The sequence below is a fragment of the Sphingomonas sp. A2-49 genome, from assembly GCF_025548555.1.
Taxonomy (GTDB): Bacteria; Pseudomonadota; Alphaproteobacteria; order Sphingomonadales; family Sphingomonadaceae; genus Sphingomonas.
In genome coordinates this window covers 34,046-50,801 of record NZ_JAJLPA010000012.1, presented here as the reverse complement: position 1 = coordinate 50,801, position 16,756 = coordinate 34,046, and the positions used below count along the sequence as shown (strand labels likewise).

The window sequence follows — 16,756 nt, the reverse complement described above, 5'->3', positions numbered from 1 at the left end:
CATGAGCGGCGCGGACCGGCGCGTGCTGGACGAGGCGGGCGGGCTGCGCGCGATGACGTGGGTCATGGCGATCATGCTGTTCCTGACGTTGCTCGCCGCAGCGCTGGGGCTCGGCACGCGGCAATCGGCGCGCGCGCTGGAACGACAGCTCGCCGGGCGGCTGACGGTGCAGCTGGTCGCGGGCGATCCCGCGACGCGCGACGCGCTGGCGGCACGGACGCTCGTCGTGCTGCGCCGGCTGCCCGCGGTCCGCCACGCGGGCGCGGTGAACCGCGCCGAACTGGCCCGGCTGCTCGAGCCGTGGCTGGGCAGCGCGGGCGCCGACGCCGACCTGCCGGTGCCGGCGATGATCGACGTCGATCTGGCGGCGGATGCCGATCCCGCGCCGGTGATCGCCGCGGTGCGGCGGCTGAGCACGTCGGCACGCGTCGACCGGCACCAGCGCTGGATGTCGCCGGTCAGCGGCTTTCTCGACACGCTGACGTGGCTGGCGCTGGCGCTGGTCGCGCTGATGCTCGCCGCGACCGCGGCGGTGGTGATGCTCGCCGCGCGGGCCGGGCTGGACACGCACCGCGCGACGATCGAAGTGATGCACATGCTCGGCTCCACCGACGTCCAGGTCGCGCGACTGTTCCAGCGCCGGATCGCGCTCGACGCCGCGCTGGGCGGTGTCGCCGGCGGCGCGGCGGCGCTGGCGGTGCTCGTCTTCCTCGGCGGCAAGCTCGGCGCGCTGGGATCGGAGCTGCTGGGCGGGATCACGCTGGCGGCGGGCGACTGGGTGATCCTGGTGCTGCTGCCGCCCGGGTTCGTGCTGCTGGCGACGCTGGCGGCGCGGACGACCGTGGTCGGTGCGCTGCGGCGGTCGCTGTGATGACGCGGCTGCTCGGCGTCGTGGCGCTCGGCTGGTGCCTCGGCTTTGCGGCGTTCATGCTGATGCTGCCGGGACCGCTGGAGGGCAACACCACCGATGCGATCGTGGTGCCGACCGGGGGCGCGGGGCGGATCGACCGCGGCATCGCGCTGCTGCGCGCGCGGCAGGGGCGGCGGATGCTGGTGACCGGCGTCGCGCCGGGCGTGCGGCCGATCGACCTGGCGCGCGAATATCGCACGCCGCCCGCCCTGTTCGCCTGCTGCATCGACCTCGGCGCGGATGCGGTCGACACGCGTTCCAATGCCGAGGAATCGGCGGCCTGGGTCAAGACCCACGGCTATCGCAGCGTCCGCCTCGTCACCTCCGACTGGCACGTACCGCGGGCGCGGATGGAACTGGCCGCGGCGATGGGGCCGGGCGTGCTGGTGCTGGGCGACGGCGTCCAGAGCACGCCGCGTCTCGGCACGCTCGTCAACGAATACAACAAGCTGCTGCTGCGCCGCGTCGCGCTGTGGCTGGGAGTGGGCGCATGAACCGGTTGCGCACGATGCTGTTCGACCTGCTCTTCTACGGCCTGTCGGCGCCGATCGTGATGGCGGTGCCGGTATCGGCGCTGTTCGGCCGGCGCGCGGTGATCCGGCACGCGCACGTCTGGGCGCGCATGCACCGGCTGCTCTATCGCCGCATCATGGGCATCCGCGTGCGCGTCGAGGGCCGGGCGCCCGAGGGCGCGGTGTTCTTCGCCGCCAAGCATCAGGCGATGTTCGAGACGCTGGAGCTGCAGCTGCTGCTCGGCGGCCCGGCGATGGTCATCAAGCGAGAGTTGAGCACGATCCCGTTCTGGGGCTGGGCGGCGAAGCAATATGGCGGGATCGTCGCGGATCGCGAGGCGTCGGCGTCCGCGCTGCGATCGATGATGCGCGCGGCCAAGGCGCTGCGCGCGGAGGGGCGATCGATCCTGATCTACCCGGAAGGCACGCGCGTCGTGCCCGGCGAGCAGCCGCCGCTGCAATCGGGCTTCGCCGGGCTCTACCGGACGCTCGGCCTGCCGGTCGTGCCGGTGGCGCTCGACACCGGCGTCGTCTGGCCCAAGCACGGCGCCAAGCGGCCGGGGGTGGTGACGATCCGCATCGGCGACCCGATCCCAGCCGGGCTGCCGCGCGCCGAGATCGAGGCGCGCGTCCATGCCGCGATCAACGTGCTCGACCACCCCTCCTGACCGGACCGGCCGGCGTCAGTGGCTGCGGCCGAAGTCCGGTGCGGCGTCGTCCTGCCCCTGTTCGATGATCGAGCGGCGGATCGCGCGGGTGCGGGTGAACAGGTCGAACAACTGGTCGCCGTCGCCCCAGCGGATCGCGCGCTGGAGCATCGTCACGTCCTCGGTCAGCCGCTGGAGGATCTCCAGCACCGCCTCGCGATTGTTCAGGAACACGTCGCGCCACATCGTCGGATCGGACGCGGCGATGCGCGTGAAGTCGCGGAAGCCGCCGGCGGAGAACTTGATGACCTCCGACTGCGTCACCTCTTCGAGATCGCTGGCGGTGCCGACGATCGAATAGGCGATCAGATGCGGCACATGGCTGGTGACCGCGAGCACCAGGTCGTGGTGCCGCGGGGTCATGATCTCGACCGCGGCACCCAGCGTCTCCCAGAAGCTGCGCAGCCGCACCACCGGTGCCTCCGGCGTGCCGGCCTCGGGCGTCAGGATGCACCAGCGGCCGCGGAACAGCGTCGCGAAGCCCGATTCGGGGCCGCTGTGTTCGGTGCCCGCGACCGGATGGCCGGGGACGATCGTCGCGTCGGGCAGCACCGCGCGCAGCGCCGCGATGACGCTTTCCTTGGATCCGCCGACGTCGCTGACGATCGCATCCGCGGGCAGGTCGTCGGCGAATTCCGCGGCGACCGCGCCCATCGCGCCGACCGGCACGCACAGCATGACGAGGTCGGCGTCGATCACCGCCGCGCCGGCGCTGTCGGCGACGTCGTCGGCCAGGTCGATCCGCCGTGCGGTCGCGCGCACCGCCGGATCGGCGTCATAGCCGGTAATCCGCACCGTCGGCATGGTCGCGCGCACGCTGCGCGCCACCGACGATCCGATGAGGCCCAGCCCGATGACGGTGACGCGCGCGAAGGGCAGCATCAGCCGGCCCGTTCCACCTCGGCGCGCAGCACGGCGGCGACGTCGCGCATCTCCGCCTCCGTCCCGATCGTGATGCGCAATCCGTGCGGCAGGCCCTGTCCGGGCAGCCAGCGAGTGGCATAGCCCGCCGCCATCAGCGCCTTGTACGCGGCCTCGGCGGTCAGCGCGCCTTCGAACAGGACCAGCACGAAATTGGCCTTGCTCGGCACCGCGCGCAGGCCGGGCAGCGCGTCGACCTGTTCGGCGAACCACCCCCGCCACGTCCGGTTGTGGCTGCGGCTGTGCTCGACGAAGGCGGCATCGCCCAGCGCGGCGATGGCGGCGGCCTGCGCGCCGATGCTGAACGCGAAGGGCGCGCGGATGCGGTGCATCGCCCCGATGATCTCCGCCGAGGCATAGCCCCAGCCGACGCGTTCGGAGGCGAGGCCGAAGATCTTGGAAAAGGTCCGCGTGACCAGCACGTTCGACGCGGTGCGGGCGAGCTCCAGCCCGCCGTCGTCGTCCTCGGGCTCGAGATATTCGGTATAGGCCTGATCGAGCACCAGCAGCACCGTGTCCGGCAGTCCGGCGTGCAGCCGCGCGATCTCCTCGCGCGTCGAATAGGTGCCGGTCGGATTGTTGGGGTTGGCGACGAAGACGATCCGCGTCCGCTCCGTCACCGCCGCCAGGATGGCGTCGACGTCGGTCGCATAGTCGCGGTCGGCGACCACCACCGGCGTCGCACCGACGCGGCGGGTCGCGATCTCGTAGACCGCAAAGCCGTAGCGGACGTGGATGATCTCGTCCCCCGGCCCGGCGAACGTGCCGGCGGCGAGGTGCAGCACCTCGTCCGATCCGGTGCCGTAGATCAGCCGGTCCGCCTCGACCCCGTAATGCCGGGCGAGCGCGGCGCGCAGGTCGACCGCGGCGGCGTCGGGATAGCGTTCCAGATGCCCGGCGGCGTCGCGATAGGCGGCGCGCGCCGCATCGGGCGTGCCGAACGGGTTTTCGTTCGACGACAGCTTCGCGACCTTGCGGCCGTCCTCGCTGGTGGCGCGGCCGGGGACGTAGGGGGCGATGCCGAGGATCCACGGCTTGGGGGCGGGTGCTGACATGCCGCGGCCTTAGCGGTCCGGTGCTTGCGTTGACAAGAAGAGCGCCGTAGCGACCGCCGGGATGAGCGAGGATCAGCGGTTCGGCACTGCGCGCCACGTCACGCTGCCGGGGCCGCTGCGGCTCGACGGCGGCGTGCTGCTGTCGCCGGTCGACATCGCCTACGAAACCTACGGCACGCTCGCCCCCGACGGCGGCAATGCGATCCTGATCTGCCACGCGCTGACCGGCGACCAGCACGTCGCCTCCGAACATCCGCGTACCGGCAAGCCCGGCTGGTGGACGCGGATGGTGGGGCCGGGCCGGCCGATCGACCCGGCGCGCGATTTCGTCATCTGTGCCAACGTGCTGGGCAGCTGCATGGGCAGTTCGGGGCCGGCGAGCGTCAATCCGGCGACCGGCCGGCCATGGGCGATGGCCTTTCCGGTCATCACCATCCGCGACATGGTGCGCGCGCAGGCGCTGCTGCTCGACCATCTGGGCGTCGCGCGGCTGAAGGCGGTGGTCGGCGGATCGATGGGCGGGATGCAGGCGCTCAGCTGGCCCGCGACCTTTCCAGATCGCGTCGCGGCGGTGGTGGTGATCGCCTCGACCGCGCGCCACACCGCGCAGAACATCGCCTTTCACGAGGTCGGGCGCCAGGCGATCATGGCCGATCCGAAATGGCGCGAGGGCGACTATTACGGCGACGAGCCGCCCGCCGCGGGTCTCGCGGTGGCGCGGATGGCGGCGCACATCACCTATCTGTCCGAAGCCGGGCTGACCGAGAAATTCGGGCGGCGGCTCCAGGCGCGGGAGGCCAAGAGCTTCGGCTTCGACGCCGATTTCCAGGTGGAGAGCTATTTGCGCCATCAGGGGCTGAGCTTCGTCGACCGGTTCGACGCCAACAGCTATCTCTACATCACCCGCGCGATGGATTATTTCGATCTGGCGGAGGAACATGGCGGGCTGCTCGCCAACGCCTTCCGCGCGACGCAGGCGCGCTTCTGCCTCGTCAGCTTCGACACCGACTGGCTGTATCCGACGATCGAATCGCGCGGCATCGTCGCCGCGCTCAACGCCGCAGGCGCACCGGTCAGCTTCGTCGAACTCTCCAGCCCCTATGGCCACGACGCCTTCCTGCTGGAGGCGCCGGAGATGAACCGCGTGGTCGACGGGTTCCTGAAGGGCGGGCGATGATCGCGCTGGACGACGACCGCACGCGGCTCGATGTCGCGCGCATCCATGGCTGGCTGGCGTCGAGCTATTGGTCGCCCGGCATCGCGCGCGATCTGGTCGAACGCGCGATCGCGGGGTCGCATTGCCTGGGCGCGTATCGCGACGGCGAACAGGTCGGCTATGCGCGCGCGATCACCGATTACGCCACTTTCGCCTGGATCGCCGATGTCTGGGTCGATGCCGCGGTGCGCGGGCAGGGGCTGGGGCGGGCGATGGTCGGCTGGTTCGTCGATCATCCGCGCTACGCGGGCATCCGCCGCATCGCGCTCGTCACCGCCGACGCGCACGGCGTCTATGCCGCATTGGGCTTCCATCCGCCGCTGCGCCCCGACCGTTACATGGAGCGGCTGTCGCCCGAGGCCGCGGCGATGCTGCGGGCGACGCCATGACGCTGCGCCCCGATCTTGCCGTTATCGCCGACCACGTCGCATCGGGCAGCCGCGTGCTCGACATCGGCTGCGGTGACGGCGCGCTGATGGCGGCGCTGCGCGACCGCCGCGGCTGCGACGCGCGGGGGCTGGAGCTCGATGCGGGCAACGTCGCCGCCGCGGTGGCACGCGGCCTGTCGGTGATCCAGGGCGACGCCGACGTCGATCTCGCCGCCTATCCCGACCGTAGCTTCGATTACGCCATCCTCAGCCAGACGTTGCAGACCGCGCGCGCGCCCGACGTGGTGCTCGATCACCTGCTCCGTATCGGCCGCCGCGCGTTCGTCAGCTTTCCCAATTTCGCGCAATGGCGGGTGCGATTGTCGCTGCTGTGGGGCGGGCGGATGCCGGTGACGCCGCAATTGCCCGAACAATGGTTCGACACGCCCAATATTCACCACGTCACGATCGACGATTTCCGCGCCTTCCTGCGCGAGCGGCGGGTCACGGTGGAGGGCGCCTGGTTCCTGTCCGGCGACCGCCAGCGCAGCTCCGCCGCGGCCAACCTGCTGGCGCAACACGCCGTGTTCCTGCTGCAACGGTGACGAGGCAAAGTGTCGGATGTCGACGGAAACCGGTTAACCGGCGGAACCAAAGGACTTAACCTGTGTTTGGCTAGGCCAAGCCGGGAATGATGATGACCAAGACAGCTTTGATTGTCGAAGACGAGATTTTCGTGGCGCTGGATCTGGAACGGATCCTGATCGATGCGGGCTATGAGGTCGCGGCGATCGCCGCGGACAGCGCCAGCGCGATCGAGGCGGCGCCGGGGTGCGGCTTTGCGTTCGTCGACGTCAACCTGCGCGACGGCGCCACCGGCCCCAGCATCGCCCAGCGGATGGCGCAGGATTACGGGATCAAGGTCGTGTTCGTCACCGCCAACCCGTCGCAGATCGACTGCGAGAGCGATTGCGCGCTCGGCTATATCCGCAAGCCGTTCAGCGAGGCGGCGATCCTCGCCGCGGCGGCGATGGCGACCGACGGCGCCGGCGATGCGCCGGCCAACGACGACGTGGTGATGTACCGTCCGACGGGAAGTTAGGCGCGGCTGAACGCGGCGAGCGGCACCCGGACCGTCATCGCCAGCCCCTCCGACCGCCACGCGCGGTGGACCGATCCGCCGAGCTGGCGGACCGCCGACAATTCGATCAGCTGGCTGCCGAACCCCTGCGGCCCGGTCGGCTCGACGACACGGGGGCCGTTGCGTTCCGCCCAGTGCAGCGTGACATGGTCCGCCTCGCGCGTGATCGTCACGTCCACCGCCCCGTCGTCGGTCGACAGCGCGCCATATTTGGTCGCGTTGGTCGCCAGTTCGTGGAACAGCAGCGCCAGCGGCGTCGCCGACCGGTCGTCGATCGCGATCTCGTCGCCCGCGATCGTGATCGGCTGGCGATCGCTGCGGCGATAGGGTTCGAACAATTCGCCCAGCAGCCCCTGCAGACTGTCCTGCTGCGCCGAGGGGCGCGATGTCGGGCTGTGCGGCCGCACGAAGTCGTGCGCGCGCCCCAGCGCGGTGATCCGCTGGCGCAGGTCCGACGCGACCGGCGCGAAGTCCGGCCGGCTGCGCGCCGCGAACGATATGAGCCCGGAGATCACCGAAAAGATGTTCTTGATCCGGTGCGACAGTTCCTGGCTGATGACCTCGCGCTCGTGCAGCGCCAGCTTCTGTTCGTGGATGTCGGTGCAGGTGCCGAACCAGCGGGTGATCTGTCCGGCGGTGTCGCGGATCGGCAGCGCGCGGCCGAGCACCCAGCGATAGGTGCCGTCGAAATGGCGCAACCGATATTCGATCTGATAGGGTTCGCCGGTGGTCAGCGACCGGCGCCACACCTCCCATGCGCGCGCCTGATCCTCCGGATGGAACACGTCGTTCCAGCCTTCGCCGTCGGTCGATCCCTGCGGCGTGCCGGTGAATTCGTACCAGCGGGCGTTGTAATAATCGTGATAGCCGTCGGGCAGGGTCGACCAGACCATCTGCGGCATCGTGTCGGCGAGGGTGCGGAACCGGTCCTCGCTGTCGGACAGCCGGCGGCGGGTGTCGCGCTCGGCCGCGCGCCACGCGGCGGCGTCGCGGCTGTCGCGCAGCCGCGCCATGACGTTGTCGGCGAGCGTCGCCAATCCCTGCATCTGGACCGGCGTCAGCCCCGCGCGCGGCCGCGTGTCGATCACGCACAGGGATCCCAGCGGGATGCCGTCGTCCGAGATCAGGGGGGCACCCGCATAGAAGCGGACGTGCATCTCGCCCGTCACCAGCGCATTGTCGACGAACCGCGGATCGCGCGTCGCGTCGGGCACCACCATGACCTGGTCGCCGAGCATCGCATGCGCGCAGAACGAGGTCTCGCGCGACGTTTCCTCGGCATCGAGGCCGGTGCGCGAGATGAACGTCTGGCGCGTTTCCTCGACCAGGCTGACCAGCGCGATCGGCGCATCGCACAGCGCCGCCGCGAAATCGGTGATCCGTTTCAGCGCGGTGCCGTTGCGCAGCGATTCGAGGTCGTAGGTGTCGATCGCCGCGGCGCGCATCGCCTCGTTCACCTGCCAGCCGCGCGCGACCGGACCGGTCGTGGCGACGGACGCGGCGGTGCGGACGGCTTCGTCGAGGAATGCGGCGGGATCCCGGGTCAGAACGGCACGTCGTCGTCGAGGTCGTCGGCGAAGCCTCCACCCTGGCCGAAGCCGCCGCGGTTGCCGCCGCCGGCCGCGGGAGCACCGCCGCCGCCGCCACGGCTGCCGCCGCCGTATCCGCCGCCCGAGCCGCCGCCGCTGCCGCCGCCGAAATCGTCGCCGCCGCCGGCCCAGTCGTCACCGCCGCCCGAACTGCCGCGACCGCCGCCGCCCTGGCCGCCACCATTGGGTCCGTCGAGCATCGTCAGCACGCTGTTGAAGCCCTGGAGCACGATCTCGGTCGAATATTTGTCGTTGCCCTGCTGATCCTGCCATTTGCGGGTCTGCAACGCGCCCTCGATATACACTTTCGATCCCTTGCGCAGGAACCGCTCGGCGACGTTGGCGAGCCCTTCGTTAAAGATCGCGACCGAATGCCATTCGGTCTTTTCCTTGCGCTCGCCGCTGTTCTTGTCCTTCCACGATTCCGACGTCGCGATGCGCAGGTTGACGACTTTGCCGCCGTTCTGGAACGACCGCGATTCGGGGTCGCGCCCCAGGTTGCCGACGATGATGACCTTGTTGACGCTGCCCGCCATGGAATGCCCCGAAACTGTCTAGAGGCCGGCGAACACCGCCAGCCAGTATGTGATCCCGGCCATGATGTAGGCGGCGGCGAACAAATAGCCAACCATGAACAGCGGCCACTTCCACCCGTTCGTCTCGCGCCGGGTGACGGCGATGGTCGAGATGCATTGCGGCGCGAACACGAACCACATCAGGAAGGCGAGCGCGGTGGGCAGCGTCCAGCGGCCACGGATCCGGTCCGTGATCCGGTCGGTGCCGCTGCCGTCGGTGTCGTCGATCGCATAGACGGTGCCGATCGCCGACACCGCGACCTCGCGCGCCGCCATCGCCGGCAGCAGCGCCAGCGCGATGTCGCGGTTGAAGCCGATCGGCCTGACGACATATTCGATGCCATGGCCGATCCGGCCGCCGATCGAATGGTCGACCGGGCTGATGCCGCTGCGCTCCGGCGGCTTGGGGAAACTGAGCAGCAGCCACAGGACGACCGTCGTCGCGGCGATGATCGTGCCGGCGCGCTTGAGGAAGATGATCGCACGCTGCCACAGCCCCAGCGCGACGTCGCGCAGCCGCGGCATCTGGTATTTCGGCATCTCCATCATGAAGCCCGACGATGCGCCCTTCGTCACCGTCCGCCGCAGCACCAGGGCGGCGACATAGGCGCCGGCGATGCCGATGACGAGCAGCGCGAACATCACCACGCCCTGCAACCGCACCAGCGGCAGCACCTGCGTATTGGGGATCATCGCGCCGATGATGAGCGTGTAGACCGGCCAGCGCGCGCTGCACGTCATCAGCGGCGCAATCAGGATCGTCGTCAGCCGGTCCTTCTCGTCGTCGATCGTCCGCGTCGCCATGATCCCCGGCACCGCGCAGGCGAAGCTCGACAGCAGCGGGATGAAGGCGCGGCCGGACAGGCCGACGGTCGCCATCAGCCGGTCCATCAGGAACGCCGCGCGGACCATGTATCCGGACGATTCGAGCACGAGGATGAACAAAAACAGGATCAGGATCTGCGGCAGGAAGACGATCACCGCGCCGACCCCCGCGATCAGCCCGTCGGTCAGCAGCGAACGCAGGAACCCGGCGGGCAGCGCGGCCTTGATCGCATCCTGCAGGGCGCCGAAGCCCGCGTCGATCGCGTCCGCCGGCACCGCGGCCCAGGTGAACACCGCCTGGAACATCACGAACAGGATCGCGACCAGCAGTAGGGGTCCCGCGACCGGGTGCAGCGCCACCGCGTCGAGCAGATGCGCCCAGCGCCGGCCGGTGGTTTCGGAGACGGTGGCCGCCGCGGCGATATGGCGGGCGCGGCGTTGCAGCTGGACGATGTCGTCCTGCGTCCCCGCGCCGACGTCGGGCGTGCGCGGGGCGCCGCCGGCGACCGCGTCCGCCAGTGCCGTCCGCAGCGCGTCGAGCCCGCGCTTGCGCACGGCGACCGTGGGTACGACGGGAACGCCCAGCTCGCGCTCGAGCACCGCGGCATCCAGCGTCAGACCGTCGCGCGCGGCGAGGTCGATCATGTTGAGCGCCACCACCACCGGCAGGCCGAGTGCGATCAGCTGGAGCGTGAAGCGCAGGTGGTTGTCGAGATTGGCGGCGTCGACCACGACGACCAGCGCGTCGGGCAGGCGTTCGAGGCTGCTGGCGCCGGTGACGACGTCGCGGGTGACGCGCTCGTCGGGGCTGGACGGTTCGAGGCTGTAGGCACCGGGCAGGTCGATCAGTTCGACCGGGCGGCCGTCGTCGAGCGTCAGCCGGCCCGAATGGCGTTCGACGGTGACGCCGGGATAATTGCCGACCTTTTGCCGGGCGCCGGTCAGCGCGTTGAACAGGGCGCTCTTGCCGGCATTGGGATTGCCGACCAGCGCCACCAGCGGGGCTGCGTGCACCGTGATCCGGCTTATTCGGCGGCGATGGGCAGCGCCACGTGCACGGCACCCGCGACCGCGCGGCGCAGCGCGACCGTCATGCGGCCGATGCGGCAGGCGATCGGCCCGCCGCCCAGCGAGGCGCGATGCAGCACCTCGACCGCGACGCCTTCGTCGAAGCCGAGTTCGCGCAGGCGCCGTGCCTCGGGCAGCGCGAGTCGCGCCCAGTCGATCGCCGCGACCGTCGCGGGCTGGCGGCGGGGGAGCGAGACGAGATCGAGTGCGGGTACGATGGTACGCGACATTTCCATGATGCGACTGATTATCATTTACGGCTGGGCGAGTAAAGCGCGTCCGGCACGGTTCGGCGCGGAATCGCTCGGTCCGCCGCGCGCCCGGCGCGGTCCGTCAGACGACCGGGTAGCGCAGCCGCCCAACGAAGCGCGACAGGCTGGGGCGGTGTTCGTAGCGTTTGACGAAGCCCGCCTTGGCGCGTTCGAAGCGCATGATCCCGTCGATCCGCCGCGACAGGAACGCGCGGGTATCGGCATGGCCCTCGCTGTCGTCGTCGAGGAACACGGTCACCGTCGCGCCATAGACGCCGAGTAGGATCGTGCGCTTGGTATAATGGTTGTAATCGGTCGCGGTATCGCCGGCGAGCCGCCACATCAGGTCGACGCTGCGCCAGCCGAGCCGCGCGGCGCGCGCGACGTGCTGCGGCATCGCCAGGATGGCGAGCGCACGGCGCAGCGATTCGCGGTTGATCGCGATCGCATCCAGCCGCGCCTCGACCAGCGCGGTGATCCGCGCGCGGATCTTCATCGCCGCCAGCGCCGCTGGCGGCAGCGCGGCGACCATGTCGCGGTCGATCGCGGCGAACCAGGCATCGATCATCTCGACCGCGCCGCCCGGAAAGGCGAGTCGCGCGACGTCGCGGTCGATGCCGGCGGCATCCGCGGCCATGTCGCGCGCGGCGTCGCTCCAGCCGTCGAAGGCGGCGTTGTCGGCGATGCCGGGCGCCAGGCGCTCGCGGATCTCGTCGAGGGTCAGGTCCTGCGTCATGTCCCGTTCTCCTGCGCCGGTCGGCCCGCCGGCGCAACCTCGGCGCGCCGTACCAATACCAGCGCCAGTGCCACCAACGCGACGCCGATCCAATCCGGTCCCTGCAACCGCTCGCCATATTCGATCCAGCCGACCGCGCCGGCGACGACCGGCTGGATCAGCAGCGCGATCCCGACCACCAGCGGCGACAATTGCCCGAGCGCGAAGATCATGCAGCCCTGGCCGATCACCTGGCTGACGAGGGCGAGGCCGAGCAGCGCCGACCAATGGCCGGGCATCACCCGTTCGCCGAGCGCCAGCGCGAAGACCAGCAGCGGCAGCGCGGTCGCGCAGCTCGACAGCGCCAGCGCGGGCAGGGGCCGCATCGCTCCGCGCACCCGTGCCATCAACACGATATAGACGGTGTAGAGCAGCCCCGCGACGATGCAGAGCAGGTCGCCCGCGAGGTTGCGCGGATCGAGCTGGTACGAACGGCCGAGCAGCAGCGCGGCCCCGACCGCGGCCAGCGCCAGCGCGACGCCCTGCCCCCGCGTCGGCCAGGCGCGCGCGGCGAGAAAGCCGTAGACCGGATAGATCAGGATCGCCGAATTGCCGAACAGCGTCGCATTGGCCATCGTCGTGCGAACGATGCCGAGGTGCCAGCTGCCGAGATCGGCGGCGAAGGCGACGCCGCCGATCGCGAGCATCGTCCACAGCCCGCGCGCCATCCGCACCGGCCGCGCGCCGGCGGCGAACGCGAGGCCGCCGAGAAACGGGATCGCCAGCGTGATCCGCCAGAACCCCGCCGCCACCGGTCCGACGTCGGCGAGCCGGACGAACCACGGCCCGAACGCCAGCGCGACGTTGGCGACGACGAGCGCGCCGAAGGCGAGACCCGGCGCTGCCGTAGCGGCAAGCGGGGCGGTTGCCGCCGGGACAGTTTTTCTTGTTGCCTGCGCCTGATGCATGCCGCCCTGTAGCTGCCTATTTGCCTCGCGTCAGGTCACTTACGGAGCATCCATGCCCAGCCTCTTCGATCCCATCCAGCTCGGCGACATCGCCGCGGCGAACCGCATCCTCATGTCGCCGCTGACCCGCGGCCGCGCCACCGCCGACCATGTCCCGACCGCGCTGATGATCGATTATTACCGCCAGCGCGCCGGCGCCGGCCTCATCATCAGCGAAGGCACCGGCATCAGCCGGCAGGGTCTCGGCTGGCCCAACGCGCCGGGCCTGTGGACCGAGGCGCAAGTGGAGGCATGGAAGCCGGTGACCGCCGCGGTGCACGAGGCGGGCGGCAAAATCGTCGCGCAGATCTGGCACATGGGCCGGCTGTCGCGGCCCGACGTCATCGGCATGGCGCCGCTGTCGTCGTCGGCGACGCGCGCGCCCTATCACAAGCCCGAAAACCCCTATGCCGAGGCGCAGGCGGCGACGCTGGACGACATCGCCCGCGCGCAGGACGATTATGCGACCGCCGCGACCAATGCGATCCGCGCCGGCTTCGACGGCGTCCAGCTGCATGGCGCCAACGGCTATCTGATCGACCAATTCCTGCGCGACGGCACCAACCTGCGCGACGACGATTACGGCGGCAGCCCGGAAAACCGCATCCGCTTCATGCGCGAATCGGTCGAGCGGGTGATCGACGCGATCGGCGCGGGCCGCACCGGCATCCGCCTGTCGCCCAACGGCGAGACGCAGGGCGCCGACGACAGCGATCCGGCGAGCGTGTTCGTCCCCGCCGCCCGTGCGCTCGACGCGCTGGGCATCGCCTTCCTCGAACTGCGCGAACAGGCGCCCGACGGCACCTTCGGCAGCACCGACGTGCCCAAGCTGAGCCCGGAGATCCGCAAGGTCTTCTCCGGCCCGCTGATCCTCAACCAGGATTACACGCAGCAGGCCGCGCAGGCGGATCTCGATTCGGGGCTCGCCGACGGCATCGCCTTCGGTCGCAAGTTCATCGCCAATCCCGATCTGGTCGAGCGCTTCCGTCGCGGCGCGCCGCTCGCCGCCGACGACATGAAGACGTGGTATTCGACCGGGCCGGAGGGGTATACCGACTATCCGGCGCTGGAGACCGCGGCGGCCTGAGCCGCCGTCCCCGGCCGCGTCGCGCCGCGATCAGGCGCGGCGCGGCTCGGGGACCAGCCGCCGCAGGTCGGCGGGGGCGAGGCGGCGGACGTCGAGCGCATCGACGCCCGACACCAGCACCTGTCCCGGCCGCCGCTCGCCGGTATCGATCAGGATCCCCGCCGCGGTCGAGCGCAACGCCGTCCATGCGACCTCGCGCACCGCGATGCCCTTGCCCGCGCGGGTCATCACCGCGACGCGGCCGCCGCGATCGATCGCCAGCGCACCGGTGCCGTCGGTGCCCACCACCGCCCCCTGCGTATCGAAGCCGGCAAGCGCGCGTTCCGCGGCGTCCGCCGCCTCTTCGGGGCTGGCGATCCGCGGTGCCCGCCGATGCGTCAGCATCCAGACGGCCGCGACGACGGCGATCGCGACGCATGCGCCCGCGCCGACCGCGATCCAGACCAGATGGTCGGTCATCGCGGCGTCACCGGCCGCCGGCGAGCGCGTCCAGCGTCGGGCGCATGCCCGACAGGTCGTAGCCCGCGCCGCGCGCCTGTTCGACCAGCAGTTCGGGGTTGCGCCCCGCCTTCGCCGCGGCGAGCGCCCACAGGTTGCAGCTGCGCGTGCCCGAGCGGCAATAGGCGAGCACCGGGCCGTCCGCGGCGACCAATGCCTGCGTCATCGCGTCGATCTGCGGGTGCGAGAAGCCGGCGTGGGTGACCGGGATCGCGGCATAGCCGAGGCCCGCCGCCGCCGCCGCGGCGCGGATCGCCTCGCCGTCGGGCTGGCCCGCCTCCTCCGCGTCGGGGCGGTTGTTGACGATCGCCTTGAACCCGGCCGCCTTGATCGCGGGGATGTCGTCGGGATCGATCTGGGGGGCGACGCTGATGCTGTCGTTGATCGTGCGGATGTCGGCCATCCGGTCCCGTTACGCGATCGACCGAAGCGCGTCAGCCGTTTTCGGCGGCGCTCCGGATCACCGCGAGAAACGCATCGCCATAGGCGTCGAGCTTGCGCGCGCCGATGCCCGACAGGTGCATCAGCTCGGCGCGCCCGGCGGGGCGCTGCGCCGCCATCTCGCGCAGCACCGAATCGTGGAAGATGACATAGGGCGGCACGCCCGCGCTCTTGGCGAGATCGCGCCGGCATTCGCGCAGCGCCTCGAACAGCGGATTGTCCGCCGGGTTGGTCGCCACGCCGGCATCGCGCCGGCGCCCGCGGGCGGGCTTGGGCGGCACCACCAGCATCACCCGCGCCCCCTCCTTCAGGATCGGCCGCGCGCCGGGCCCGAATTCGAGGCCGCCGTGCGCGTTGGTGCGCAGCGCGTCGCGCAACAGCAGCGCGCGCGCGACCGGCTTGATGAGCGCCGCCTCCTCGCCGTCGACGATGCCCCATACCGACAGCGATTCGTGGCCGCGATCGACGCTGCGGTCGGTCGACTGGCCCAGCAGCACCTGTTCGACATAGCCGACGCCGAACATCTGCCCGGTGCGGAACACGGCGGACAGGAACTTGCACGCGGTCTGCGTCGCGTCGACCGCGTCGGGGGAGCCGAGGCAATTGTCGCAATTGCCGCAATCCTCGTGCCGGTCCTCGCCGAAATGCTTGAGCAGGATGCGCCGCCGGCAGCCCGCGGTCTCGACCAGCGCGCCCAGCGCGGCGAGGCGGGTCCGCTCGCCCGCCTGCCGGTCGGGCTCGACCTCGCCGATCCGCTGGCGGGCGCGGGCGAAATCCTCGGCGCCCCAGAACAGGTGCGCCGCGGCCGGATCGCCGTCGCGGCCCGCCCGCCCGGTTTCCTGATAATAGGCCTCGATCGATTTCGGCAGCCCGGCATGCGCGACGAAGCGGACGTCGGGCTTGTCGATCCCCATCCCGAATGCGACCGTGGCACAGATCACCATGTCTTCCGACGCGACGAAATCCGCCTGGTTCTTCTGGCGGACGTGCGGGTCGAGGCCGGCGTGATAGGCGCGCGTCGGCCGGCCGGTGCGGCCCAGCGCCTCGGCCAGCTTCTCGGTCGCGGCGCGGGTCTGCGCATAGACGATGCCCGGCCCCGGCGTCGCGGCGATGACGTCGGCGATCTGCTTCGTCGTGTTCGCCTTGGGGCTGATCGCATAGCGGATGTTGGGCCGGTCGAAGCCGGAGACGATCAGTCCGTCCTGCGGAATGCCGAGCTGTTGCAGGATGTCGCTGCGGGTGTGCGCATCCGCGGTCGCGGTCAGCGCCAGCCGCGGCACCTGCGGGAACGCGTCCATCAGCGGCGCCAGCAGGCGATAGTCGGGGCGGAAGTCGTGGCCCCATTCGCTGACGCAATGCGCCTCGTCGATCGCGAACAGGCTGAGCGGCGCGCTGGCGAGCAGCTCGCGGAAATGGCCGGTCGAGGCCCGTTCGGGGGCGATGTAGAGCAGGTCGAGTTCGCCGGCGCGGAAGCGGGCGATCGATTCGGCGCGATTCTGGTCGGCGCTGGTCAGTGTCGCGGCGCGGATGCCGACCGCCTCGGCCGCACGCAGCTGGTCGTGCATCAGCGCGATCAGGGGCGAGACGACGACGCACGTCCCCTCCAGCATCACCGACGGCAATTGGTAGCACAGCGACTTGCCCGCTCCGGTCGGCATCACGCCCAGCGTCCGCTCGCCTGCCAGCACGCGCGCGACGACATCCGCCTGCACCCCCCGGAACGCGGGAAAGCCGAAGACGCGCGACAGGGTGGGCAGGGGATCGGGACGCTGGGGATCGGGGATCATCGCCGCCCATGTAGGCGCGCGTCACCGCAGCGTCGAGGCGATAGCGGCGTTTAGCCTTGACGCTAATTAGCCTTCATGCTAAC

At 70.7% G+C, this 16,756-nt stretch carries 19 protein-coding genes; 8 read left to right on the top strand and 11 right to left on the bottom strand.

Features of this window, described 5'->3' with window-relative positions:
* The first annotated feature begins 1 nt into the window (after position 1).
* From LPN01_RS11200 to LPN01_RS11190, 3 genes are read left to right on the top strand one after another with little or no spacing between them, the layout of a single operon-like run.
* A complete protein-coding gene (locus tag LPN01_RS11200) occupies positions 2-871 on the top strand; it encodes a cell division protein FtsX (protein WP_262828503.1) in 870 nt (289 codons plus the stop codon).
* Positions 868-1,404 (top strand): YdcF family protein, encoded by a 537-nt coding sequence (locus LPN01_RS11195; protein WP_262828502.1) that lies wholly within the window; start codon positions 868-870, stop codon positions 1,402-1,404. Before LPN01_RS11200 ends, LPN01_RS11195 begins: the two co-directional genes overlap by 4 nt.
* Complete coding sequence (locus LPN01_RS11190) at positions 1,401-2,090, top strand: lysophospholipid acyltransferase family protein (protein ID WP_262828501.1); 690 nt, start codon at positions 1,401-1,403, stop codon at positions 2,088-2,090. Before LPN01_RS11195 ends, LPN01_RS11190 begins: the two co-directional genes overlap by 4 nt.
* A 15-nt stretch (positions 2,091-2,105) precedes the next feature.
* Here LPN01_RS11190 and LPN01_RS11185 read toward each other — a convergent pair whose 3' ends face one another.
* Together LPN01_RS11185 and hisC are read right to left on the bottom strand one after the other, a co-directional pair.
* Positions 2,106-3,011 (bottom strand): prephenate/arogenate dehydrogenase family protein, encoded by a 906-nt coding sequence (locus LPN01_RS11185; RefSeq protein ID WP_262828500.1) that lies wholly within the window; start codon positions 3,009-3,011, stop codon positions 2,106-2,108.
* Positions 3,011-4,105 (bottom strand): histidinol-phosphate transaminase, encoded by a 1,095-nt coding sequence (hisC, locus tag LPN01_RS11180; protein WP_262828499.1) that lies wholly within the window; start codon positions 4,103-4,105, stop codon positions 3,011-3,013. Before hisC ends, LPN01_RS11185 begins: the two co-directional genes overlap by 1 nt.
* 61 nt (positions 4,106-4,166) lie before the next feature.
* On the opposite strand from hisC, the gene LPN01_RS11175 reads away from it, so the two are divergent.
* The 4 genes from LPN01_RS11175 to LPN01_RS11160 all read left to right on the top strand — a co-directional run bounded on the left by LPN01_RS11175 (position 4,167) and on the right by LPN01_RS11160 (position 6,791).
* Positions 4,167-5,282: a homoserine O-acetyltransferase MetX gene (locus LPN01_RS11175; protein WP_262828498.1), complete on the top strand. Its 1,116-nt coding sequence runs from the start codon at positions 4,167-4,169 to the stop codon at positions 5,280-5,282.
* The gene (locus tag LPN01_RS11170; protein ID WP_262828497.1) at positions 5,279-5,710 is read left to right on the top strand and encodes a GNAT family N-acetyltransferase; all 432 of its coding nucleotides are present in this window, start codon (positions 5,279-5,281) and stop codon (positions 5,708-5,710) included. Before LPN01_RS11175 ends, LPN01_RS11170 begins: the two co-directional genes overlap by 4 nt.
* Positions 5,707-6,294 (top strand): methionine biosynthesis protein MetW, encoded by a 588-nt coding sequence (metW, locus tag LPN01_RS11165; RefSeq protein ID WP_262828496.1) that lies wholly within the window; start codon positions 5,707-5,709, stop codon positions 6,292-6,294. Before LPN01_RS11170 ends, metW begins: the two co-directional genes overlap by 4 nt.
* 89 nt (positions 6,295-6,383) lie before the next feature.
* Complete coding sequence (locus LPN01_RS11160) at positions 6,384-6,791, top strand: response regulator (RefSeq protein WP_262828545.1); 408 nt, start codon at positions 6,384-6,386, stop codon at positions 6,789-6,791.
* On the opposite strand, the gene LPN01_RS11155 is transcribed toward LPN01_RS11160, so the two are convergent.
* From LPN01_RS11155 to LPN01_RS11130, 6 genes are all read right to left on the bottom strand, one after another.
* Entirely contained in the window at positions 6,788-8,275 is a 1,488-nt protein-coding gene (locus tag LPN01_RS11155) for a sensor histidine kinase (RefSeq protein ID WP_262828544.1), read from the bottom strand. The genes LPN01_RS11160 and LPN01_RS11155 overlap by 4 nt on opposite strands.
* A gap of 98 nt (positions 8,276-8,373) precedes the next feature.
* Positions 8,374-8,955 (bottom strand): single-stranded DNA-binding protein, encoded by a 582-nt coding sequence (gene ssb, locus LPN01_RS11150; protein WP_262828495.1) that lies wholly within the window; start codon positions 8,953-8,955, stop codon positions 8,374-8,376.
* Between the two features lie 18 nt (positions 8,956-8,973).
* The gene (gene feoB / locus LPN01_RS11145; RefSeq protein ID WP_262828494.1) at positions 8,974-10,833 is read right to left on the bottom strand and encodes a ferrous iron transporter B; all 1,860 of its coding nucleotides are present in this window, start codon (positions 10,831-10,833) and stop codon (positions 8,974-8,976) included.
* Positions 10,834-10,844: 11 nt separating this feature from the next.
* Positions 10,845-11,123, bottom strand: coding sequence for a ferrous iron transport protein A (locus LPN01_RS11140; protein WP_262828493.1), 279 nt, complete (start codon positions 11,121-11,123; stop codon positions 10,845-10,847).
* A gap of 97 nt (positions 11,124-11,220) precedes the next feature.
* Complete coding sequence (locus LPN01_RS11135; protein ID WP_262828492.1) at positions 11,221-11,874, bottom strand: COQ9 family protein; 654 nt, start codon at positions 11,872-11,874, stop codon at positions 11,221-11,223.
* Positions 11,871-12,821 (bottom strand): DMT family transporter, encoded by a 951-nt coding sequence (locus LPN01_RS11130; protein ID WP_262828491.1) that lies wholly within the window; start codon positions 12,819-12,821, stop codon positions 11,871-11,873. Before LPN01_RS11130 ends, LPN01_RS11135 begins: the two co-directional genes overlap by 4 nt.
* Positions 12,822-12,873: 52 nt before the next feature.
* Here LPN01_RS11130 and LPN01_RS11125 point away from each other — a divergent pair, with 52 nt between their 5' ends.
* Entirely contained in the window at positions 12,874-13,947 is a 1,074-nt protein-coding gene (locus LPN01_RS11125; protein ID WP_262828490.1) for an alkene reductase, read from the top strand.
* 30 nt (positions 13,948-13,977) lie between these two features.
* On the opposite strand, the gene LPN01_RS11120 is transcribed toward LPN01_RS11125, so the two are convergent.
* From LPN01_RS11120 to recQ, 3 genes are read right to left on the bottom strand one after another with little or no spacing between them, the layout of a single operon-like run.
* Entirely contained in the window at positions 13,978-14,406 is a 429-nt protein-coding gene (locus tag LPN01_RS11120) for a hypothetical protein (RefSeq protein ID WP_262828489.1), read from the bottom strand.
* A gap of 7 nt (positions 14,407-14,413) precedes the next feature.
* Complete coding sequence (locus LPN01_RS11115) at positions 14,414-14,848, bottom strand: TIGR01244 family sulfur transferase (RefSeq protein ID WP_262828488.1); 435 nt, start codon at positions 14,846-14,848, stop codon at positions 14,414-14,416.
* 31 nt (positions 14,849-14,879) lie between these two features.
* The gene (recQ, locus tag LPN01_RS11110; protein ID WP_262828487.1) at positions 14,880-16,673 is read right to left on the bottom strand and encodes a DNA helicase RecQ; all 1,794 of its coding nucleotides are present in this window, start codon (positions 16,671-16,673) and stop codon (positions 14,880-14,882) included.
* Positions 16,674-16,756 lie beyond the last annotated feature (83 nt).